The sequence below is a fragment of the Anabaena sp. 54 genome, from assembly GCF_017355725.1.
In the GTDB taxonomy this organism is placed as follows: Bacteria; Cyanobacteriota; Cyanobacteriia; order Cyanobacteriales; family Nostocaceae; genus Dolichospermum; species Dolichospermum heterosporum.
This window is the reverse complement of the sequence record NZ_JAAVWA010000001.1, coordinates 186,907-205,128: the sequence shown is the minus strand read 5'-3', so window position 1 is coordinate 205,128 and position 18,222 is coordinate 186,907. Positions and strand designations below refer to the sequence as shown.

Here is an 18,222-nt window from a genome sequence, read left to right as displayed (position 1 = left end):
CAGCTATAAAAATATCATTAATAATCGAAAACTTAAAAAAATATAAATTGCATTTTTACTCTAAAAAAAAATGATAGGTTGTATACAGAATTGAATTTCGCACGTATCTGGAGTAATCGGGTTGATTTTACTCCAGTTTTTTAACCTCAAATCTCTGAATAACAAGAGTTTCTAGGAGAATTTCCAGGAAAGTTGAGTACAGTCGAATATCAAGAAAATTCGCTAAAAATATAGCCAAAACCCTTACAGATATTGAGTTTGAGATGAGTACAAAGAAATCCTGAACCCCTAACTATAAATACTCGTACCCCTAACTATAAATACTCGTACCCCTACCCGAAAAAATCTTTTTTAATTTTTGTATCGTTGCAATGCAAGGATTTAAGGATTTGAGTACAAACATAATAAATCCAATAAGTTCTATCCTGGTGTAAACCAAAGGGGACAAAAAAAGGGCTGCTATAAATCATTTATCGCCAATCACTTAACGCTCCTTAACAAAACCAAGTTAGCAGTCAAAAGTGAGTGGAGGGATGAGATTAGCACCATGTCTAAAATAATTTAGGTATTGGCAGTAGTAAAAGCATCTCCCACAGTGGCTCTCAAGTCCACCTCCAACAGCGAAATTCAATGACACTACCTGCTACAGATATTCTCACCTCCGACTTTCAGAATGCCATTATCACCCCCGCTACATCTGCTGCTTGCGGTTGCGACAGCACCACAACTCCAGAAATGGACGAAAAACTCATAGAGCGTATTTCTAAACACCCTTGCTATAGTGAAGAGGCTCATCATCACTATGCACGGATGCACGTTGCCGTCGCTCCAGCTTGCAATATTCAATGTAACTATTGTAACCGCAAGTATGACTGCGCTAACGAAAGTCGTCCTGGAGTAGTGAGTGAATTACTCACACCGGAAGAAGCTGCACATAAAGTGTTAGTAATTGCCGGAAAAATTCCCCAAATGACTGTATTGGGAGTTGCCGGTCCTGGTGATCCTTTGGCTAATCCAGAAAAAACTTTTCGGACTTTTGAATTAATTGCAGACAAAGCACCAGATATTAAATTGTGCTTATCCACAAACGGTTTGATGCTGACAGAACATATTGATCGCATCAAACAATTAAATATAGATCACGTTACTATTACCCTTAATACCATTGACCCCGAAATAGGCGCACAAATCTATTCTTGGGTTCACTATAAACGCAAGCGTTACAGAGGGGTAGAAGGAGCAAAAATTCTCCTAGAAAAGCAGTTGGAAGGATTGCAAGCTCTCAAGGAAGCTGATATCTTATGCAAAGTTAATTCCGTGATGATTCCGGGAATTAATGATCAACATTTGGTAGAAGTTAATAAGGCTATTCGTGAGAGAGGCGCATTCTTACATAACATTATGCCGCTAATTTCTGCACCAGAACATGGGACTCATTTTGGTTTAACTGGTCAACGTGGACCAACAGGAAAAGAACTGAAGGAAGTCCAAGACAATTGCTCTGGTAACATGAAAATGATGCGCCACTGTCGCCAGTGTCGAGCCGATGCGGTAGGATTATTAGGAGAAGACCGTAGCCAAGAATTTACTAAAGATAAGTTCATGGAAATGGCTCCAGAATATAACTTTGAAACTCGTCAAGAAGTTCACGAAGGGATTGAGAAATTTAGAGAAGAAATTAAGGCTGCTAAAGATAAAGCATCAACTGGCAAAAAATCTGCTAATAGTCCTAAAATCTTAGTTGCAGTAGCAACAAAAGGCGGTGGATTAGTTAACCAACACTTCGGACACGCGAAGGAATTTCAAGTGTATGAAGTTGATGGCAATGAAGTTCGTTTTGTTAGTCACCGCAAGATTGATCAATATTGTCAAGGTGGTTACAGCGAAGAAGCTACCGCAGACAATATAATGAAGGCAATTGCAGATTGTAAAGCAGTCTTGGTATCAAAAATAGGCAATTGTCCCAAGGAAAAATTAGAAGCAGCAGGAATAAAAACTGTTGAAGCCTATGATGTAATTGAAAAGATTGCTTTAGAATTTTACGAGCAATATGTTCAGGCTAATGGGTAATTGGTAATAGGTCATGGGTCATAGGTAATATTGTTCCAATCACCAATCACCAATCACCAATCACCAATCACCTATTACCTATTACCTCTTCACCAATTTACACAAAGGTAAATAATCATGGCTTACGAAATTACTAGCCAGTGTATTTCCTGCAAGTTGTGTTTATCTGTTTGTCCTACGGGTGCAATTCAAGAAGTTGACGGTAATTACTGGATTGACTCTAAACTTTGCACAAATTGCGCTGGTAGTATTCACACTGTACCTCAATGTAAAGCCAGTTGTCCTACTGTTGATGGTTGCGTTAAACAACCTAGTGATTATTGGGAAAGTTGGTTTGCTACTTACAACCGGGTTTTAGCAAAGTTAACCAATAAACAAGACTACTGGGAAAATTGGTATAAGTCCTATTCTCAGAAGTTTTCCGAACAGTTGCAAAAGCATCAAGGAGAAGCAGTTATATAGGTGACAGGGGACAGGTGACAGGTGACAGTTAAGTAATGGGACAGAATTAATTACACAACTGATTTTTCTGTTCCCTGTTCCCTGTTCCCTGTTCCCTCTCTCAACGAGTGAATTTAATTTTGTCCGACTACTTAACAGGGAATAGGGAATATTTATATTTATCTTTATTCCGACTCCTGATAGCGTGGCGTTAGCCATAATCCTGACTCCTGACTCCTGACTCCTTCTTTATCACTTTATACTTTTATAGAGAAAATCATGCAAAATAATTGTATCTATCTTGATAATAATGCCACCACTAAAATAGATCCTCAAGTTGTTGAGGCAATGATGCCTTATTTGACGGACTATTATGCTAATCCTTCTAGTATGCACACTTTTGGTGGACAACTTGGGAAGGCTGTAAAAACAGCTAGAGAACAAGTAGCTGCTTTACTGGGAGCAGATGAATCAGAAATTGTTTTTACCAGTTGCGGAACTGAGGGTGATAATGCTGCTATTCATGCGGCGTTATTAGCTCAACCTGAAAAACGTCACATCATCACTTCCCAAGTAGAACATCCGGCAGTTTTAAATGTCTGCAAACAATTAGAATCCAAAGGTTATCAAGTTACTTATTTGTCAGTAAATGCTAAGGGACAAATAGATTTGAGTGAGTTAGAAGCTTCTCTAACTGGTAATACTGCTTTGGTGACAGTAATGTATGCCAATAATGAAACCGGCACTATCTTTCCAATTGAAGAAATTGGTGCTATGGTTAAGGAATACGGCGCTCTCTTCCACGTTGATGCAGTGCAAGCGGTAGGCAAAATATCCTTGAATATGAAGACCAGCACCATAGATATGTTAACTATATCTGGTCACAAAATTCATGCTCCTAAAGGTATTGGTGCTTTGTATGTGAGACGTGGGGTTCGTTTCCGTCCTCTATTAGTTGGTGGACACCAAGAACGAGGACGCAGAGGCGGTACAGAGAACGTTCCGGGAATTATTGCTTTAGGAAAAGCTGCGGAATTAGAACTGTTACATTTAGAAGAAGTAACTCAGAGATTAACAAAGTTGCGTGATTATTTGGAACAGTCTCTTCTAGCTAAAATTCCTGATTGTGAAGTAAATGGTGATGCCAAAAATAGATTACCAAATACTACGAATATCGGGTTCAAATATATTGAAGGTGAAGCAATTTTGCTTTCTTTAAATAAGTACGGTATTTGCGCTTCCTCTGGCTCTGCTTGTACTTCTGGCTCTCTAGAACCTTCTCATGTTTTACGAGCTATGGGTTTACCTTACACTACTTTACATGGTTCGATTCGCTTCAGTCTTTCTCGCTACACAACTGAAGCTGAAATTGATCAAGTAATTGCCGTAATGCCGGAAATTGTTGACCGTCTTCGGGCTTTATCTCCCTTCAAAAATGATAATGCTGATTGGTTACAACAACAGTCAATGGTCAGTAGTCATTAGTCATTAGTCATTAGTCATTAGTAGTTAGTCATTAGTCAGTGGTCAGTTTTCATTTACTACTAACTAATGACAAATCACCAATCCAAAATCTAAAATCCAAAATCTAAAATTAACTATGTGGGACTACACTGATAAAGTATTAGAGTTATTTTACGATCCTAAAAACCAGGGTGCAATTGAAGAAACTGGCGAAGCTGGTGTGAAGGTGGCAACCGGTGAAGTAGGAAGTATTGCTTGTGGTGATGCTTTAAGATTACATTTGAAAGTTGAAGAAGCAACAGATAAAATTCTCGATGCTCGGTTTCAAACTTTTGGTTGTACTAGTGCGATCGCATCTTCAAGCGCTTTAACTGAAATGGTCAAAGGTTTGACTTTAGATGAAGCTTTAGGAGTAACAAATAAGGAAATCGCTGATTATTTAGGTGGTTTACCTGAAGCAAAAATGCACTGTTCTGTTATGGGTCAGGAAGCTCTAGAAGCTGCTATCTATAATTATCGTGGTATTCCTCTAGAGGCACATGACGATGAAGAAGGTGTCCTCATCTGTAGCTGTTTCGGAATAACTGATGCTAAGATTAAGAAAGCAGTTGCACAAAACAATCTCTTCAGTGCAGAGCAAGTAACAAATTATGTAAAAGCTGGTGGCGGATGCGGTTCCTGTTTAACGAAGATTGATGATATAATAAGAGAAGTAAAGCAGGAAGCCGCCAACAAAAATCTCCACAGCTACAAGGCGAAAGCTAAAACAGAAATTCCTAGTTCAGAGCAAAAAAGACCATTAACTACAGTTCAAAAAATTGCCCTGATTCAAAAAGTATTAGATGAAGAAGTCCGACCCGTTTTAATCGCCGATGGGGGAGATGTAGAACTTTATGATGTCGAAGGCGATAAGATTAAAGTCATTCTTAAAGGTGCTTGCGGTTCATGTTCTAGCAGCACTGCTACTTTAAAGATTGCGATTGAAGCGAGATTACGCGATCGCATCAGTAAAGAAATTATTGTCGAAGCAGTTTAGAAAAAAACAGCTAATGGTAAGGGTTTACGCCGTAAACCCCTACAACTGACAAAGAAAAAAATCCTTACAACCTCATAAATACTATGAACACCACTCGATTTTCTGTAGAGCGATCGCCTCCATAGATAGCGACGTTCTACAAACGCTCACCGCCGTAGAACTTGGCCGTGAGAACCAACAAAACCACCAATCAACTAATTCTAGGAAACACGAACAATGACTGAAGAAAAAATTAGACAGATAGCTTTCTACGGCAAGGGCGGTATCGGTAAATCTACCACTTCTCAAAATACTTTAGCCGCTATGGCTGAAATGGGTCAACGCATCATGATCGTAGGTTGCGACCCTAAAGCTGACTCTACTCGTTTTAACAATGTGGACACCTCTCACAGCCAATTTCTCGGATAATAATTATCTATCAAAAAATGATAATTTGATACAGGTTATCTACTTAAATTAAGAGAGTTTTATCTTAATTTTTTCAAAATGAGAATTGCTGCTCGGAAGGAGTTAGCATTGATGGAGGATTTGATTCCGTTGTTGCACAAGCTGGCGCAGGGGCGAGAAATTTCGGGTTTGGGGGCGTATGAGCAGTAATATAGATAGATATCGTCGGTACTAGAGAAACGACAGCTATGAACTCTATTTTGCAACAAATTCAACACCATGCCGCCGCTCTACCGATATCATCGCAAGCGGAGTTACTGAATTATGCTGTTTATTTAGAACAAAAAGCACGAGAAAAAACGCCTATCACTTTAAACCAAGTAAGGCGCGAAGGTTTGGCGCAAGCATTGACGCAGGCGGTGGCGTTAAATCCTTTTGCAGAAATTGCTGATCCAGTTGTTTGGCAGCGTGAACAACGCCAAGATCGCAATTTATTCGGGAGAGACGATGCTGATTGATAGCAATTTGATTATTTATGCTACTCAGCCGCCATATTTTGTCAAGCCAACCTCTAGAGATCAACCACCATGTCAACATCAATTGCAGAAATATTACCCGCGATTGCCGCCCTATCCCATGCGGATAAATTTCAACTAGTACAGATAGTGTTAACACAACTAGCGCAGGAAGATAGTATTAAATTCGGACAAATACAGCAACCTACCCAGCCATTTAGTCCACGCTCGTTTTTTGGGGTTACTCACCAACCAAAGCAAGTCATTGATGACTACTTAACCAGTAATCGTGAAGGTTGGCTCTAATGCCTTACTTGATTGACACCAATATCATCATCTACTATTTTAACGGGTTGACAGATGACGAAGCCATCCACGCCATACTCGCCGATAGTTTCAAAATTTCTATTATCACCAAAATCGAATTTTTGGGCTGGGGGCAGTTTGCGGCTGATCTTGAATTGCATACTAAAGCGAGGGAATTTATCAGCCATGCCACAGTATTCGATCTGAAAGAAGCTATCACTGAACAGGCTATCTTGCTCAGACAGAAATTTAAGACCAAAACACCAGATGCCATCATCGGTGCGACAGCTTTGGTTAACGGTTTAACTGTTGTTACCAACAATACACTTGATTTCAGCCGTTTAGGTGTAAAAACCATTGGTGTAACTATTAAATAACTTCCATCATGAACCGACAAGATTATCGACAGCTACAAGTTCCGCAAGGAAGAGGAGCGTTATTCTCGTCGTGTCGCAATGGAAAAGATCATTGAGGAGCATGATTCTGATTCTAGAATAGTTTAATCTCAGCACTTTATAAGAATAAAATTTTCAAGATTGTACTTAAACTGAAAAATATCAGATATAATTGATAGAAAAAATATCAATTTATTGAGGAGTTAATATGGCAACAATATCGAAAGAAAAGCAGCTTTAAGATTTCAACAGAGGCAAGCGATGACCTCTTTAAAAGCAAAGCACAAGAACGATAGATAATATTTAAGGAAAACCAGAAAAGCTTCTTTAGCTAAAGAAGTGGAGACTATGAAAACCAGTCAAAAAAAATTAGGTTGAAACTTTAAGAGCCAAACACAAAAATTATTTAGCGGGAATTAAATAATATGGAAAATCAAAATCAACTTAACCTAATCTTGCAAGGCATTCAAGACTTGCAACAAAAAACTTCAGGATTCTACAATGTAGAACAGCGAGTTTACAGGCTAGAAAAATCTTTTTCTTTGCTAACGACTCAAATAAAGGTTTTAGAAACTCATCAGGATTCTGATAAAGAAAACTGGAATAAACTCGATTTACATAAAGATAGAATTAGAAAAGCAGAGGAATTTATTGGTTTAATAGAAAAAATTCCCGGTGGACTCACATCTATTTTAGTGGGACTGATAATTTTTCAATTTATGATCGCGGTTACGAGTGATGTTTTAGTGCGATCGCTTGGATTTAAAGAAGTTATAGAAATAGTGAAGCCTAATTAATCTTTATAGTTATTTTTTTCCATAAGCTTAATGGTTGAGTATTTCTGGGTGGGATAATTTGTTGTCTTTGCGGGTTTCTAGAGCATCTGTTTTGGTGTTAAATTAATGTTCATTTTCTTGTTAAAAAAAGGCTATCTCTGTTATAGAGACAGCCATTAGTTTTCATATTTGATAATTATTTTTTTGAAGCAAATCTTCTAGTTCATCCAGTCTGGATCATCAATATTATAAGCCCAAAGTTCACCACAGTCTTGGCATTCCCAGAAACCATGATTATGGTCGTAAGTTGTATTCTTTGAGTTGCAACTTTTGCAGTTATTCAACCTTTGATTATCTTGATTAAACATTTGGAAACTCCCTAATTTGTAAATCTTCTGGAAATTCAGATAAAATTCCACCTTTTTTATCGCTGATTTTATAGGGTTGGTTATTCAATATTGGTTTAGCACCAAGTTGTTTGATAAATGGAGAAATGTTGGCTTTTTGGCATTGATTTAGGAGCGAACGCAAATGTTCAAGATGAGTAGTTCTAGCATTTGCCCCTGACTCTCCCCCTAATATGACCCAATGTAGTCTGGGAGCGCATTGATCACAAATTGCCGCACCACATACAGGATAAGCATCAACACCGTATAGTTGACTTTTTTCCTTTCCGCAACCATCACAGATACCCGCACCAATAAACTCACCCAACCATTCTGATAAATCAATGTCTTCCAGAATCGGTTCACAACTGAGAAACCGAATCTTCGCAGGGGTTTTCAGTAGATAATAAACGTCTTCAGCGTCTTTCTGTGTGCATACTGAATACCCCAACCACAGATGATCTAATGGTAACTTGAGTTCCGTTTCCTCTAAGAATCTGCAACTTTCCTCAACCAATTTGCGTACCCGTTTTGTTAGCTTGGTTTCTAGTATTTCGGATTTAGCTTTCACCAATGCAGATTGAATCTTTTGGAGACGGTCAGGACTGGTGAAATACTGGTGCATAATTTCCGGGCGTTTGGTGAGAATTTGGTAAATGTTCCACCGGGCGATGATCATATAGACCACAGCTTCATCTATGAACTCAAAGGGGACTTTTTCGTGAAATAAATCCCCCAAATTAGCGACAAATACGAGTTCGGGTTTTTCCCAGTTTCCCCATTCCAAAATCCATTTTAAGCGTTGGGGTTGTAGGTTAATGTGTCCTGTCCATTGGAGTTTACCATTGGTTGATTTCCTAACTGTTCCTGCAAAAACATCAGAGATTTTGGGGTTCGGATGATGTGAATGAATCCAACTTTCCAACACTGCATAGCAATTCGCGCAGCCATCCGAATCAGGGTCACAGCCCGTTACTATTGGCCATGTATTCCCAGTCCATTCAATATTAGAATCTTTGCTCATTTTTAACCTTCCAACTTGGGATTTTTAGCTTGTTCAAGTAACTCCAACATTTTCCTCAATGTTTGTTCACTCAGGTAAAGGTAACGCTCACTATAGGTATCCGGGGCAGCATAGAAAAATCCAATTGTAATTTCGCATTTCTCACCAGTAATGTAATCAACATTTTCTTCATCATCACTGGATGTCTTGATATCAAAATCATCTATTTGCATACTTACTCCAAACTATTCAAAAGTAACCAAAATCATTAAGTGACAACATTTAAAAAAAGCCGGGATAACCCCAGCCTATTTATTATTTACTTGCCATAGATATCACCTTCTGGTATATATTCATCGGCAACAGGGGAATTACCATTAACAGTGAAAGTCTCTACTGGTTTGGATTTATCAAGCAGTTTTCTGTATTCTTCTCTGACAGCTTCCCGACATTTATCTTGGAGAAGTTGAGTACACATATCCTCGTTTTCTCCTTCTGATATTGATGCCCAGAGTGAACAGCCTAATACGGCACTATTAAAGTCGCCTAAGTTAAACTTTCTTTCGTAGCTAACTGCGATGGTTTTGATGAACATTTTAACCTCTATTTTTATTGAAAATTAACCAAAATCATTAAGCGGTAGCATTAAAAAAAGCCGGGATTTCTCCCAGCCTATAATTCCAGTTAATTAGCTATTTTTAGGACTCCTTTTAGCAATCTCAGCAGAAATTTCCTGGTACATATCGTATGCACCAATGCAATCATCAGGTAGATTACTTGGATATTTATAGCCATATCTTAGTAAGGCATAAAGTAAATTGATTTCATCATCATCGAAGTTAGCAAACCGAGACATATTTTTCTCCATTATGTAACATTAATGATTACCAATACCACTAAGCGGTAGCATTAATCATTTTGGTTCTACCGTTCCCCTTATGATCAAACATCCTTGTGAGATATCCAAAACCATTGGTGTACATGGGTTTGATATAAATTAATAAGCGATCGCCTATTTTTGAGCATATTAAAGCCTCAAACCCAACCAGGATAAGGGTTTATGCCATATTTGTTCCAATAAATCATAAAGGGAGCGGTAGAACCATCATTTTCTAAACATGAGAACATTAATAGGCTGGGAAACCCCAACCCGATTAATTACTGATAAACTTCTAAAAAGTAGTGTTGAAGTTTTTGAGCTAATTCATTAATTAACTTCCGGTTCTTCAAAGTTTCCAGACACCAATTTTCATCAGTATAGTTTTGGGCATAGAGATTAATTGCAGACTTGGCAATCAGAAAAAATGCCATTTTCAAGGAATTTTCTGTATGAGATTCTAACAAATATTCTCTTTTTATGAGATTACTTAATCTACAAATTTCTTGTTCATTTGTTGAAGCCAAGTAAATTTGTTCAACTGTTATGTTATCCTTAAAGTAATCACATTTTTCCGCAATATCAACAAGTTCGGACTCATCTTCTATTTCAAATTCTGCAACTAATTCATGTTCACAATAAAACTCTAATTCTGGCTCACCTTCTCCCATACTAGGAGAATTATAATAATGTATATGGTGTTTGCAGTCTAAACAGCTAAATTCAGTCATTGGGGATTCCAAAATCAACACAATCATCAAGCGGTAGCATTAAAAAAGACCCAGAAATAAACCTGAGTCAAATAACTAGATAAAAGATGTTTTCTTATTAGCAAGTTCAATTAATTCATCTACAAATTTACATAAAGTTTCCATATCATCATTTGGAGCTTTACGAACTTGTATAAACGTTTCATCTAAATCTGGTTTATCACCATCTCCCATCAGTCCGGGGTCAAACAAGATATGAACCAATGCTACCTTAGTGTTCTTAGCCCATCTGGTAACTTGAATTTCATAATGTCCATATAATCCATCATCATAGCAAGGGTCTTTACATATAAACATGGAACTCTCTAAAAACTCTATAAACTTTTTATCCGGTGAAATCCAGGTTCTTTTTTCCATTTTCTTAATATCAAACAGTTCTGCGTACATTTCTAATTTCTCCAAGTTAACACCCAAAAGTCAGCAATACCAATATAGGTATTGCCAACTAATTATTAAAAATTGTCTGGGTCATTCCAACCGGGGGGATTAAATACTAAAGTTGGTTCAAACATAATATTTTCCCCATAATCTCTAACAAGGTCATCACAGTTTCTCAGAGATTTAATCAAACAACTACCAAAATCTGGAGTACAAGCGTTACCATCAAATATATAGAAATCAGGATCGGAAGAAAGACTAACTTCGGAAGCATATCGTTGGTCAATCCATGTAGGATGATTTTCATAAATTTCGATTTGGAATCCTTGATAATGAACTATCATGTTATTCATGGGTGTCTTCGCAATTAATAAAAACCACAACCTTGCAGCGGTAGCGTCCCCACAGAAAAAGAGTCAGAATTACTCCTGACTCCTGGTTAGCTTAATAAGCGTTAAGCATTTGACTAACTAAACTAGGATTAAATTCAACAAGTCTTTCTGCAAAAGATGCCGACTGTTTAATCTTTTCTTCCTTGGATAGTTTCATCAACTCCTGAATTATCAAACTGATTGCACGACGTTCAGCTTTATAATCCTCGAACTGAGAAAGCCATACCCAATTAATCCCTGAACTTGAAAAATGCTGAACAATAGTATCTGTGTCGGTAACTTCTCGAAGCACGTCCCTAGTTTTGTTCTCACCTTTCTCATCTTGAAATTCCTCAGTAACTAATGTCTTAGTTTTGTAAAGAACTTCATAAACTTTTCCAAGCTCATTATCATCTTCGGAAATAATTTTGATAAGTTCATATCCATGACTTTCCAAAACCGCACTCAAATATTGAAAGAATTTCTCATCTTTCTCTTTCACTGTTTTCTTAGATTTCAACATTACAAAATCTCCCCAATTACCCAAGCCTGAAAACTAATACTTGTCCATTGCGGTTTTAATGTTTCCATTAGCAATTCAGCTTTTGATTTAATTTCTTGGTTTTCATTATTATTAATTAAATCAATTAATTCCAAACAAATAGAATCTAACTCACTGAAAGTATCTATACCATTTTGGATTTTAGATTCTAACTTAATTAATAATTCAAGCATTTTTCTTTCAAACAAACAACATCATCATTAGGCGGTAGCCCAATAAAAAAAAGGCAACTATTTCAGTCTGTCCAAAAACTTAAATCCCCAGTTTTCTCTGTTTTATGTTTTGCTATGCCAGAATCAAATTTTGTTACCGAGCCAGTAATAACTAACTCGGTTTTTATCTTTACTCTTTCCAGTTATTTGGATTTTCTGGCGATGCTAAACTTTGTTCATAGGTATGGTTCATAGTCATATCGCTAAATTGCCGTTTGGCAATCTTTAAGCCCAATCCTATAAAATCTTTATGATCTTCCTCATCCCATAACGGAGATAATGCAATCGCTTCAATCAATCTTGCATTATAATCAGTTAACACTCCATGTATTTCTAGAGTATCAACTAATTTCAACAATCTTTGTTTTGGTGATGGAGGACGGTAACATCTATTTGTTGTTAGCAATGCTTTTGGCGTAAAACCTGTTAATAATTTCATGAATTTCCTCTAACTAAAAAAAGAGCCGGGATTTCTCCCAGCCCAAAACCTAAATCAAATCAATTATTTACCGCCTTTAATCTTCTTAACATTTGATGGTGGTAACTCTGGCTGTTCTTGGCCACCTTCAAGAAGTGCAGTTATTTCTTCGCTAGACAAACCATCTAAACACTGCATATCACGAGTACCTTCAAAATCAAATAAAGCTGGTTGAGTCTGTAACAATCCAGCTATTTGTTGCAATTGCTTGTTTTCGGGTTCACCTTGACGTTCTCTCCAGTCGAAAGCAACTGTATAGTATGGACCATCTTTACCAGATTCTTTGTTGAATTTGATAGTGAATATTCCCATACCCGGATCTTGTTCACTAATTACATCCTGAACCTTGCTAAACAAGTTGGAAATACTTTGTTTCTTGATATAGCAAACACAGACTGTATTTTGTGGCAATATTTTGGGATCTATGTTTGGTGCAGCAACAAAGAATAATTGAATCCATTGACCTGTATATTGTAGTCCCAGATTTCCATAATACTTAGAGACTTTGATGATAGAAATATCAATTTTATCATCTGGATTACTGCGTCTGTGCTGTGGTTCTTTTCCACCTACAAATATTCCTCCATCTTTGCAGTTTAATCTCACACTATAAGGTACATCAGGTAAAGAAATTGCATCAACTGGTTTTTTCCCAAATACTGAAAACATGATTTTTCCTCTTATTACAATTCAAACTATTTAAAAACCCAAAAACTTATGACATGACTAATCTGAAATGAAAAGCCAAAACCTAAAAGCGGTAGCACAGAAAAAATGCAGAAACTTAGTATTTATTACCAAATTTCTACATTAATTCTAAACAATTTACAAGAACACTGAAAGGGTTGGTTTTAATGTCATTGTCTCTTGACGACGTAATTCATATTCCTTTTTAAGCCTAGAAAGGTATGAAGTGAACATTACACGATTTCGTTCTAATTCTAGTTCTGCGATCGCCTGTTGATGCTTCTCAATTTCCGATTCAATTCTAGCTAAATCGTTGGCTTTATTTTGAGATAATTTAGCCGTTGCTGTTCTGATATCTGATTCAAGTCTGTTTAACTTCAAATCAGTTTGAGGTGTTTCGTATTGTTTCTTGAATACCAAAACAATTTTGCTGTTATTGTTCTGGTAAACAGTTTTATTTTTGGTGTTTTCACAAGTACCCAAAACTTCTATTGCTTCACCAACTGCTTCTGGCATCAAGCCTTCAATTTCAAATTGCAACTTAGAAATATTGTTTCTAAGCTCAAGTAACTTTTCCAGATTTTTCATGATAAACTAACTTCAGTAATTAACTTGTTAGAGGGGTTAGTTGCAATCCTAACCCTTCATTTTTCATGAATTCAATTCAGATTTATTCTGGTCAGACGTGGACATTGCCAGAATTGATTCTAAAGTTTCATGGTCAAACTCAAGTAGTTTCTTGCAACCAGCTTGAAAAGATTGAAATTTCTCCCTGGCATAATCAGAATCTACAAAGTTAGTTCTGAAGAGAAAATCATAATAATCCATATTCCAGTAGGCTTTTGCCAATTGATTCAAAAATTCAGTTGTCATTATTCATCCTCTTTGATATTAAATTTGTCAGCTATTTCTTGCCAATTAATTTCTTCAAGACTTGCTGTAAGTAAATAAATCAATGGTTGAAATAATATTGAATCTTTACTTTCTAAGAAGTGATTTTTCAAGGATTCAAAATATTTCTCTAATTCACTTGCAGATGATTCACAAGGTAATCCATTGTTGGTTATCCACATTGAAATTACATAAGTTTCGTAATTTCTCCAACCTTCCCATCTACCATCATTCATCACAGTCATCATCTTTTTCTGTATCGTCTTCGTCGCTATCAATCCCATTTAGTTCTGTTAATTGTTTCCAATTCACCACATTAAGCGACTCGGTAAGTAGGTCTTCTAACGCACTACAAAATCTGTTATATTGCGATTTGTCTTTGAATATTTCATTTTTGAGATTTAAGAAACTATCTTTCAATTCCTGTTCTGACAAATCACAATCTTCAATCCATAAACTAACTTGCCAAGTCTCGTCATTTGAGTATCCGTTACAAGTCATTATTTTTTCATCCAGATAATACAATCATGAACACAACCACTAAGCGGTAGCACTGAAAAAATAAAGCAGGATGCCTATGGCAAACGAAGATATTAAAGTTCAGATACCACCGTTGTTTTACCGTCAAAAATCTCAACTTTCACAACTTTTTCTAGGTTTTCAATCGGGTAAGTTCCCACATCGAAATATTTTCCTAGAAAATACTCAATCGTTGATTCATAAGATGCCGTTGCACTGATTGAGGTTTTCCATGTATAGCCTGTAGTGGTTGTGAGTTTTGCTGATTTGAGCATTTATTTTTCCTGATGGATTTGCATAACAAAACCCCTAACTCTGTTGTGAATAGAATTAGGAGTGTTAAAATTAGAAATGATTAAAACAAACTGAATTGAGTATGATTTGGTTTTGGTGGTTGATAAATTGAGACTTCTTTCGTTTTTGGATGCACTTTAATCACAGGCATCAACTTCTTAACTGCCATGCAATAAGTTTTGAAAGCTCCACCTGTAAATCTTCCGTCATAAATTGCAATACACAAATCAGAATGATCAATCATGTATCTATTTCTGATGTGCATACAATCTGCGGTATAGTTGGGTCTGAGAATTACTTGATTTTCTGCATATCTGAGAAGGCGATCGCTTTCTTTCCTGTGCTGCAAACTCCACAATTCTGATTGATTAGCGCAAGGGATTACAGCCGTCCAAGGTAAGTTCCTACTCATTAAAACCTTTGCAGCTAATTGATCTGAACCTAAAGCCATACCAAGAAAGAAATGATTTATCCCCATGTCTAAAGCTAAGTCAATTGCTATGTTGATTTGTTTGGTGATATCAGGGATTTTTCTATGACCTGTAAAGCAAGCAATTTTCTGAGAATATAGTTCTGGGTATTCTGGCTCATATCTGGTTTCTTCAACAGATACACCATGAGCTTCAATTGTTTGAGCAATATATTTCATTATGAAACTACTACTAAAGACCACAACCAAAAGGCGGTAGCACAGAAAAAAATGAAATAAATCCTAATCTTCATGATGAAAGCTAGGATTCCAATTAATTAAAAATCTATTTCCTCGCGGATTTGCCTATACCGACGTAAATCATTGTGATTTCTTGCTTTTAATTCATTCAACTTTTCAAGAGCTTCATCAAGGTTTTGAGTGTTATAAATACAATATTGTCTACCCTTTTCAAATACGCTATAAAAGCCTGTTAAACCAATACTTTTCCCATATTTTGTCAAATCCGTACACCATTTGACATAAAGGTTATTGCCTACAGCAGCTAATTCATGCTTGATTAATTCATCTTGTCTGATTCTATTACCTCTAGCGATCGCTGAATTTAAAGCTTCCTGACGAGATTGAGAAGAAAAATCAAAATCTTCACTCAAAACTAGCTTATCATTGAGATATATGTCATAAGAAAACACATTCATTCCCGCTGATTCACGATAATACTGACGAAGATTACGGATAGAACCTTTGATTTCTGGATGCTGGTAAAACATTTGTTTAAACCTTGGTAAAACATTAAAAACAAATTCTCTTCGCGGTAGCGTTATAGCAATAAAAATCATGAAAAAAATAGTGATCGCCTCCAATCAAGAAAGCGATCGCTAATACCAAATGCTCAATAAACTTGTCTGATAGTCAAATTTAATCTTCCTCCAGATTTGAGAAGATTAGATGTACCATGAATTATGCCTTTAATGCCATGATAAAACATCCTAGATTCGCCATGTAAAATCAAGATATCGCCACTTTTCAAGATAATCTCTTTGGTAGGATCTTTTCTACGTTTACCACCTATGAGAAAGATTCCATCATCACCTAAACTAATACTAATAATTGGTGATTTTTGATTAACTTCAGTGTTATCTTGATGAAGTCCTAATTTACTACTCTGAGTATAATAATTAATCAAACAAGTCTCAGGTTTATAGTTATAATCTCCAACTTCTGCTGCTAGAGATTTAGCTAAATTTCTGATAACTCCTGGAATTGGCTGCCAAGGTTTATTAGTTACAGGATGTTTCTCATCATACCGATAACCATTTTGGTCAGAAATCCAGCCAACTTTACCACAATTGGTCATTTGATAATTAAAGGGAGAGCCATTTTTCATTGTCGGACTGAAAAGAGGGGATTTTTTACCAATTTCTCTACAATGTTGTAAAATTTCTTGTTGTTGAGATTCGGAAAGATATTGTTGTAGATGTAGCATAAAGATGTCCTAAAAAAATAAACTAAATTCTCTTAGCGGTAGCTGCAATATCGTAAAGAATTTAGTAATTCATTAAAAAAAAGCCCCAATTCCTATAGGAATCAGAGCTATTAAACATCAGAATTTATATTGTTGCTAGAATCTGACCAATTTTGTCATAGATTTCATTGTCAGAAATGCTTCTAAATTCTCTGTTTTTAACGTAATAATTACCATCAAAAATCATACATTTATCGTGATAATACAAAAATATGTATTTATCGGGATAACATGATACTAATTGTTCTAGATGTGGTTTGATTACTTCGTTGAAATATTTAGTATTTTCTGCTAATTTTCTGAATGCTGCTTGAACTGGTGTTTCTCCAGGTTTTCTATCAATCGGCTGTTGTTTAAATTTTCTTACGAACTTGACCATTATTTTCCTCCAGTTGTAATTAAAAAAAGCTTCTAACCTCATATAGAGATTAGAAGCTATCAAATCAATCAATCAAATATTTAGTATGGAGGATACCCATATTCATCATCTCCATCTTCACTTTCTTTAAAGCCATTCGTTTGACTAGTTTCATAACCAAACTCTCTAGCTTTCTTAGCTGCTACTCGTTCTTGAATTAGTTTCTTCTCAGAATAATGTTCTGATCTAACACTTAACAACTCATCAACGGTAAAACCTAAATCTTGGATAAATTCAATTAATTCATCTAAAGATTTATCGTGAATTGGATCTATTTTCCATTCATCACCAAATTCTGTATTATAACCTTCTAAGCCACGTTTATAATTAGGATTATCAAGCTTATGCTGTTCCCAACTCATAACTCGAATAGCATCCAATAAAGTTAAACGTTGCTTTTCAATAACTTGAACTTCTTGTTGAGATTTTGTGACAAATTTAATAGCCATGATGAAACTCCTAAAAGAAAATAAAATGAAAGAAAAAAAGAAAAGGAATCAATTGACTCCCAAAATCTCTTCGCGGTAGCGTCCATATTCAATAAAATGCTGAAATAAATATTCAATAAAATTCCTAGTAGCACTCACAATAATTTGCAAATGCTACCAAAATAAAATCACTTATAATACTCGCTATACGCCTGTTTAAACCAATCTTGCTGAATTATCCAATTCACACACCTAATAATTCCATCCCCATGACATTGCAAAGGACTACACCAACAAGTTAAGATTACATTTACACCCTCAAGAACTTTAAAGCATATATCCCTGAGAGCGATTGTTGTTTCATCAAGTATTCCCTCATTCATCCAAAGTTTAACTTTGTCGTACAAATATTTATCGAACATTTTACAACTTTCAAATCTTTCTTTCTCGCTGCTAAGTTTAAATGGATTATGTAAAGGACTTTCTTGTAAGTCATAAAACTTATTAGCTCTACCAATATAAATTTTATCTTGACCGATAAAACCATCACGTTTACCATTGATTACTTTAATCATAATTCATTTTATTTTATTAATTCAATCA

At 36.0% G+C, this 18,222-nt stretch carries 32 protein-coding genes; 9 read left to right on the top strand and 23 right to left on the bottom strand.

Features of this window, described 5'->3' with window-relative positions:
• Positions 1-630: 630 nt before the first annotated feature.
• From nifB to HEQ36_RS01130, 9 genes are all read left to right on the top strand, one after another.
• On the top strand, positions 631-2,070 hold the full coding sequence (gene nifB / locus HEQ36_RS01170) for a nitrogenase cofactor biosynthesis protein NifB (protein ID WP_039201673.1): 1,440 nt from the start codon (positions 631-633) through the stop codon (positions 2,068-2,070).
• Between the two features lie 117 nt (positions 2,071-2,187).
• Complete coding sequence (locus HEQ36_RS01165; protein WP_039201672.1) at positions 2,188-2,532, top strand: DUF362 domain-containing protein; 345 nt, start codon at positions 2,188-2,190, stop codon at positions 2,530-2,532.
• A gap of 258 nt (positions 2,533-2,790) precedes the next feature.
• Positions 2,791-3,996, top strand: a complete 1,206-nt coding sequence (gene nifS / locus HEQ36_RS01160; RefSeq protein ID WP_039201671.1) for a cysteine desulfurase NifS — start codon at positions 2,791-2,793, stop codon at positions 3,994-3,996.
• A gap of 115 nt (positions 3,997-4,111) precedes the next feature.
• Positions 4,112-5,011, top strand: coding sequence for a Fe-S cluster assembly protein NifU (nifU, locus tag HEQ36_RS01155; protein ID WP_039201669.1), 900 nt, complete (start codon positions 4,112-4,114; stop codon positions 5,009-5,011).
• A 216-nt stretch (positions 5,012-5,227) separates the two neighbouring features.
• Positions 5,228-5,419, top strand: coding sequence for an AAA family ATPase (locus HEQ36_RS01150; protein WP_267902159.1), 192 nt, complete (start codon positions 5,228-5,230; stop codon positions 5,417-5,419).
• Between the two features lie 227 nt (positions 5,420-5,646).
• A complete protein-coding gene (locus tag HEQ36_RS01145; protein WP_168635002.1) occupies positions 5,647-5,916 on the top strand; it encodes a hypothetical protein in 270 nt (89 codons plus the stop codon).
• A gap of 69 nt (positions 5,917-5,985) precedes the next feature.
• Positions 5,986-6,219 carry a hypothetical protein gene (locus tag HEQ36_RS01140; RefSeq protein ID WP_015081229.1) on the top strand — a complete coding sequence of 78 codons (234 nt, stop codon included), beginning with the start codon at positions 5,986-5,988 and terminating at the stop codon, positions 6,217-6,219.
• Positions 6,219-6,596 (top strand): type II toxin-antitoxin system VapC family toxin, encoded by a 378-nt coding sequence (locus tag HEQ36_RS01135; RefSeq protein ID WP_168635001.1) that lies wholly within the window; start codon positions 6,219-6,221, stop codon positions 6,594-6,596. The genes HEQ36_RS01140 and HEQ36_RS01135 overlap by 1 nt, the downstream gene beginning before the upstream one ends.
• Positions 6,597-7,039: 443 nt before the next feature.
• Positions 7,040-7,411 carry a hypothetical protein gene (locus HEQ36_RS01130; protein WP_168635000.1) on the top strand — a complete coding sequence of 124 codons (372 nt, stop codon included), beginning with the start codon at positions 7,040-7,042 and terminating at the stop codon, positions 7,409-7,411.
• A gap of 197 nt (positions 7,412-7,608) precedes the next feature.
• Here the strand turns inward: HEQ36_RS01130 and HEQ36_RS01125 are convergent, their stop codons facing one another.
• The 23 genes from HEQ36_RS01125 to HEQ36_RS01015 form a co-directional block, all read right to left on the bottom strand.
• The gene (locus tag HEQ36_RS01125) at positions 7,609-7,758 is read right to left on the bottom strand and encodes a TFIIB-type zinc ribbon-containing protein (protein ID WP_168634998.1); all 150 of its coding nucleotides are present in this window, start codon (positions 7,756-7,758) and stop codon (positions 7,609-7,611) included.
• Positions 7,751-8,800: a DUF5131 family protein gene (locus tag HEQ36_RS01120; protein ID WP_168634997.1), complete on the bottom strand. Its 1,050-nt coding sequence runs from the start codon at positions 8,798-8,800 to the stop codon at positions 7,751-7,753. The genes HEQ36_RS01125 and HEQ36_RS01120 overlap by 8 nt, the downstream gene beginning before the upstream one ends.
• Before the next feature lie 2 nt (positions 8,801-8,802).
• Positions 8,803-9,012: a hypothetical protein gene (locus tag HEQ36_RS01115; protein WP_168634996.1), complete on the bottom strand. Its 210-nt coding sequence runs from the start codon at positions 9,010-9,012 to the stop codon at positions 8,803-8,805.
• Between the two features lie 86 nt (positions 9,013-9,098).
• A complete protein-coding gene (locus HEQ36_RS01110) occupies positions 9,099-9,374 on the bottom strand; it encodes a hypothetical protein (protein ID WP_168634995.1) in 276 nt (91 codons plus the stop codon).
• A 93-nt stretch (positions 9,375-9,467) separates the two neighbouring features.
• Positions 9,468-9,635, bottom strand: coding sequence for a hypothetical protein (locus HEQ36_RS01105; RefSeq protein WP_233455375.1), 168 nt, complete (start codon positions 9,633-9,635; stop codon positions 9,468-9,470).
• A gap of 302 nt (positions 9,636-9,937) precedes the next feature.
• Positions 9,938-10,387, bottom strand: coding sequence for a hypothetical protein (locus tag HEQ36_RS01100; protein WP_168634993.1), 450 nt, complete (start codon positions 10,385-10,387; stop codon positions 9,938-9,940).
• A 75-nt stretch (positions 10,388-10,462) separates the two neighbouring features.
• A complete protein-coding gene (locus HEQ36_RS01095) occupies positions 10,463-10,813 on the bottom strand; it encodes a hypothetical protein (RefSeq protein ID WP_168634992.1) in 351 nt (116 codons plus the stop codon).
• Between the two features lie 65 nt (positions 10,814-10,878).
• The gene (locus tag HEQ36_RS01090) at positions 10,879-11,157 is read right to left on the bottom strand and encodes a hypothetical protein (RefSeq protein WP_168634991.1); all 279 of its coding nucleotides are present in this window, start codon (positions 11,155-11,157) and stop codon (positions 10,879-10,881) included.
• Between the two features lie 91 nt (positions 11,158-11,248).
• Positions 11,249-11,698, bottom strand: a complete 450-nt coding sequence (locus HEQ36_RS01085) for a hypothetical protein (protein WP_168634990.1) — start codon at positions 11,696-11,698, stop codon at positions 11,249-11,251.
• The gene (locus tag HEQ36_RS01080) at positions 11,698-11,910 is read right to left on the bottom strand and encodes a hypothetical protein (RefSeq protein ID WP_168634989.1); all 213 of its coding nucleotides are present in this window, start codon (positions 11,908-11,910) and stop codon (positions 11,698-11,700) included. The genes HEQ36_RS01085 and HEQ36_RS01080 overlap by 1 nt, the downstream gene beginning before the upstream one ends.
• A 169-nt stretch (positions 11,911-12,079) precedes the next feature.
• On the bottom strand, positions 12,080-12,388 hold the full coding sequence (locus HEQ36_RS01075; protein WP_015080870.1) for a hypothetical protein: 309 nt from the start codon (positions 12,386-12,388) through the stop codon (positions 12,080-12,082).
• Positions 12,389-12,451: 63 nt separating this feature from the next.
• Positions 12,452-13,096, bottom strand: coding sequence for a hypothetical protein (locus HEQ36_RS01070; RefSeq protein ID WP_015080869.1), 645 nt, complete (start codon positions 13,094-13,096; stop codon positions 12,452-12,454).
• Positions 13,097-13,252: 156 nt separating this feature from the next.
• On the bottom strand, positions 13,253-13,702 hold the full coding sequence (locus HEQ36_RS01065) for a hypothetical protein (RefSeq protein WP_168634988.1): 450 nt from the start codon (positions 13,700-13,702) through the stop codon (positions 13,253-13,255).
• A 63-nt stretch (positions 13,703-13,765) separates the two neighbouring features.
• The gene (locus tag HEQ36_RS01060) at positions 13,766-13,987 is read right to left on the bottom strand and encodes a hypothetical protein (protein ID WP_168634987.1); all 222 of its coding nucleotides are present in this window, start codon (positions 13,985-13,987) and stop codon (positions 13,766-13,768) included.
• On the bottom strand, positions 13,987-14,253 hold the full coding sequence (locus HEQ36_RS01055) for a hypothetical protein (protein WP_290706440.1): 267 nt from the start codon (positions 14,251-14,253) through the stop codon (positions 13,987-13,989). The genes HEQ36_RS01060 and HEQ36_RS01055 overlap by 1 nt, the downstream gene beginning before the upstream one ends.
• Positions 14,234-14,506, bottom strand: coding sequence for a hypothetical protein (locus tag HEQ36_RS01050; RefSeq protein ID WP_168634985.1), 273 nt, complete (start codon positions 14,504-14,506; stop codon positions 14,234-14,236). Before HEQ36_RS01050 ends, HEQ36_RS01055 begins: the two co-directional genes overlap by 20 nt.
• Positions 14,507-14,598: 92 nt before the next feature.
• Positions 14,599-14,799, bottom strand: coding sequence for a hypothetical protein (locus HEQ36_RS01045; RefSeq protein WP_168634984.1), 201 nt, complete (start codon positions 14,797-14,799; stop codon positions 14,599-14,601).
• Between the two features lie 80 nt (positions 14,800-14,879).
• Entirely contained in the window at positions 14,880-15,467 is a 588-nt protein-coding gene (locus HEQ36_RS01040) for an SLOG family protein (protein WP_168634983.1), read from the bottom strand.
• Between the two features lie 98 nt (positions 15,468-15,565).
• A complete protein-coding gene (locus tag HEQ36_RS01035; RefSeq protein WP_168634982.1) occupies positions 15,566-16,018 on the bottom strand; it encodes a hypothetical protein in 453 nt (150 codons plus the stop codon).
• A 122-nt stretch (positions 16,019-16,140) separates the two neighbouring features.
• The gene (locus HEQ36_RS01030) at positions 16,141-16,734 is read right to left on the bottom strand and encodes an alpha-ketoglutarate-dependent dioxygenase AlkB (RefSeq protein WP_168634981.1); all 594 of its coding nucleotides are present in this window, start codon (positions 16,732-16,734) and stop codon (positions 16,141-16,143) included.
• A 124-nt stretch (positions 16,735-16,858) separates the two neighbouring features.
• Entirely contained in the window at positions 16,859-17,152 is a 294-nt protein-coding gene (locus tag HEQ36_RS01025) for a hypothetical protein (RefSeq protein WP_015080860.1), read from the bottom strand.
• An 80-nt stretch (positions 17,153-17,232) separates the two neighbouring features.
• On the bottom strand, positions 17,233-17,640 hold the full coding sequence (locus tag HEQ36_RS01020; protein WP_233455374.1) for a hypothetical protein: 408 nt from the start codon (positions 17,638-17,640) through the stop codon (positions 17,233-17,235).
• A 167-nt stretch (positions 17,641-17,807) separates the two neighbouring features.
• A complete protein-coding gene (locus HEQ36_RS01015) occupies positions 17,808-18,194 on the bottom strand; it encodes a DUF4326 domain-containing protein (RefSeq protein WP_168634980.1) in 387 nt (128 codons plus the stop codon).
• Positions 18,195-18,222 lie beyond the last annotated feature (28 nt).

Bases quoted from the DNA above. Each gene is read 5' to 3' on its own strand.
- nifB (WP_039201673.1), top strand. From the start codon at position 631: ATGACACTACCTGCTACAGATATTCTCACCTCCGACTTTCAGAATGCC.
- HEQ36_RS01165 (WP_039201672.1), top strand. From the start codon at position 2,188: ATGGCTTACGAAATTACTAGCCAGTGTATTTCCTGCAAGTTGTGTTTA.
- nifS (WP_039201671.1), top strand. From the start codon at position 2,791: ATGCAAAATAATTGTATCTATCTTGATAATAATGCCACCACTAAAATA.
- nifU (WP_039201669.1), top strand. From the start codon at position 4,112: ATGTGGGACTACACTGATAAAGTATTAGAGTTATTTTACGATCCTAAA.
- HEQ36_RS01150 (WP_267902159.1), top strand. From the start codon at position 5,228: ATGACTGAAGAAAAAATTAGACAGATAGCTTTCTACGGCAAGGGCGGT.
- HEQ36_RS01145 (WP_168635002.1), top strand. From the start codon at position 5,647: ATGAACTCTATTTTGCAACAAATTCAACACCATGCCGCCGCTCTACCG.
- HEQ36_RS01140 (WP_015081229.1), top strand. From the start codon at position 5,986: ATGTCAACATCAATTGCAGAAATATTACCCGCGATTGCCGCCCTATCC.
- HEQ36_RS01135 (WP_168635001.1), top strand. From the start codon at position 6,219: ATGCCTTACTTGATTGACACCAATATCATCATCTACTATTTTAACGGG.
- HEQ36_RS01130 (WP_168635000.1), top strand. From the start codon at position 7,040: ATGGAAAATCAAAATCAACTTAACCTAATCTTGCAAGGCATTCAAGAC.
- HEQ36_RS01125 (WP_168634998.1), bottom strand. From the start codon at position 7,758: ATGTTTAATCAAGATAATCAAAGGTTGAATAACTGCAAAAGTTGCAAC.
- HEQ36_RS01120 (WP_168634997.1), bottom strand. From the start codon at position 8,800: ATGAGCAAAGATTCTAATATTGAATGGACTGGGAATACATGGCCAATA.
- HEQ36_RS01115 (WP_168634996.1), bottom strand. From the start codon at position 9,012: ATGCAAATAGATGATTTTGATATCAAGACATCCAGTGATGATGAAGAA.
- HEQ36_RS01110 (WP_168634995.1), bottom strand. From the start codon at position 9,374: ATGTTCATCAAAACCATCGCAGTTAGCTACGAAAGAAAGTTTAACTTA.
- HEQ36_RS01105 (WP_233455375.1), bottom strand. From the start codon at position 9,635: ATGTCTCGGTTTGCTAACTTCGATGATGATGAAATCAATTTACTTTAT.
- HEQ36_RS01100 (WP_168634993.1), bottom strand. From the start codon at position 10,387: ATGACTGAATTTAGCTGTTTAGACTGCAAACACCATATACATTATTAT.
- HEQ36_RS01095 (WP_168634992.1), bottom strand. From the start codon at position 10,813: ATGTACGCAGAACTGTTTGATATTAAGAAAATGGAAAAAAGAACCTGG.
- HEQ36_RS01090 (WP_168634991.1), bottom strand. From the start codon at position 11,157: ATGAATAACATGATAGTTCATTATCAAGGATTCCAAATCGAAATTTAT.
- HEQ36_RS01085 (WP_168634990.1), bottom strand. From the start codon at position 11,698: ATGTTGAAATCTAAGAAAACAGTGAAAGAGAAAGATGAGAAATTCTTT.
- HEQ36_RS01080 (WP_168634989.1), bottom strand. From the start codon at position 11,910: ATGCTTGAATTATTAATTAAGTTAGAATCTAAAATCCAAAATGGTATA.
- HEQ36_RS01075 (WP_015080870.1), bottom strand. From the start codon at position 12,388: ATGAAATTATTAACAGGTTTTACGCCAAAAGCATTGCTAACAACAAAT.
- HEQ36_RS01070 (WP_015080869.1), bottom strand. From the start codon at position 13,096: ATGTTTTCAGTATTTGGGAAAAAACCAGTTGATGCAATTTCTTTACCT.
- HEQ36_RS01065 (WP_168634988.1), bottom strand. From the start codon at position 13,702: ATGAAAAATCTGGAAAAGTTACTTGAGCTTAGAAACAATATTTCTAAG.
- HEQ36_RS01060 (WP_168634987.1), bottom strand. From the start codon at position 13,987: ATGACAACTGAATTTTTGAATCAATTGGCAAAAGCCTACTGGAATATG.
- HEQ36_RS01055 (WP_290706440.1), bottom strand. From the start codon at position 14,253: ATGATGACTGTGATGAATGATGGTAGATGGGAAGGTTGGAGAAATTAC.
- HEQ36_RS01050 (WP_168634985.1), bottom strand. From the start codon at position 14,506: ATGACTTGTAACGGATACTCAAATGACGAGACTTGGCAAGTTAGTTTA.
- HEQ36_RS01045 (WP_168634984.1), bottom strand. From the start codon at position 14,799: ATGCTCAAATCAGCAAAACTCACAACCACTACAGGCTATACATGGAAA.
- HEQ36_RS01040 (WP_168634983.1), bottom strand. From the start codon at position 15,467: ATGAAATATATTGCTCAAACAATTGAAGCTCATGGTGTATCTGTTGAA.
- HEQ36_RS01035 (WP_168634982.1), bottom strand. From the start codon at position 16,018: ATGTTTTACCAGCATCCAGAAATCAAAGGTTCTATCCGTAATCTTCGT.
- HEQ36_RS01030 (WP_168634981.1), bottom strand. From the start codon at position 16,734: ATGCTACATCTACAACAATATCTTTCCGAATCTCAACAACAAGAAATT.
- HEQ36_RS01025 (WP_015080860.1), bottom strand. From the start codon at position 17,152: ATGGTCAAGTTCGTAAGAAAATTTAAACAACAGCCGATTGATAGAAAA.
- HEQ36_RS01020 (WP_233455374.1), bottom strand. From the start codon at position 17,640: ATGGCTATTAAATTTGTCACAAAATCTCAACAAGAAGTTCAAGTTATT.
- HEQ36_RS01015 (WP_168634980.1), bottom strand. From the start codon at position 18,194: ATGATTAAAGTAATCAATGGTAAACGTGATGGTTTTATCGGTCAAGAT.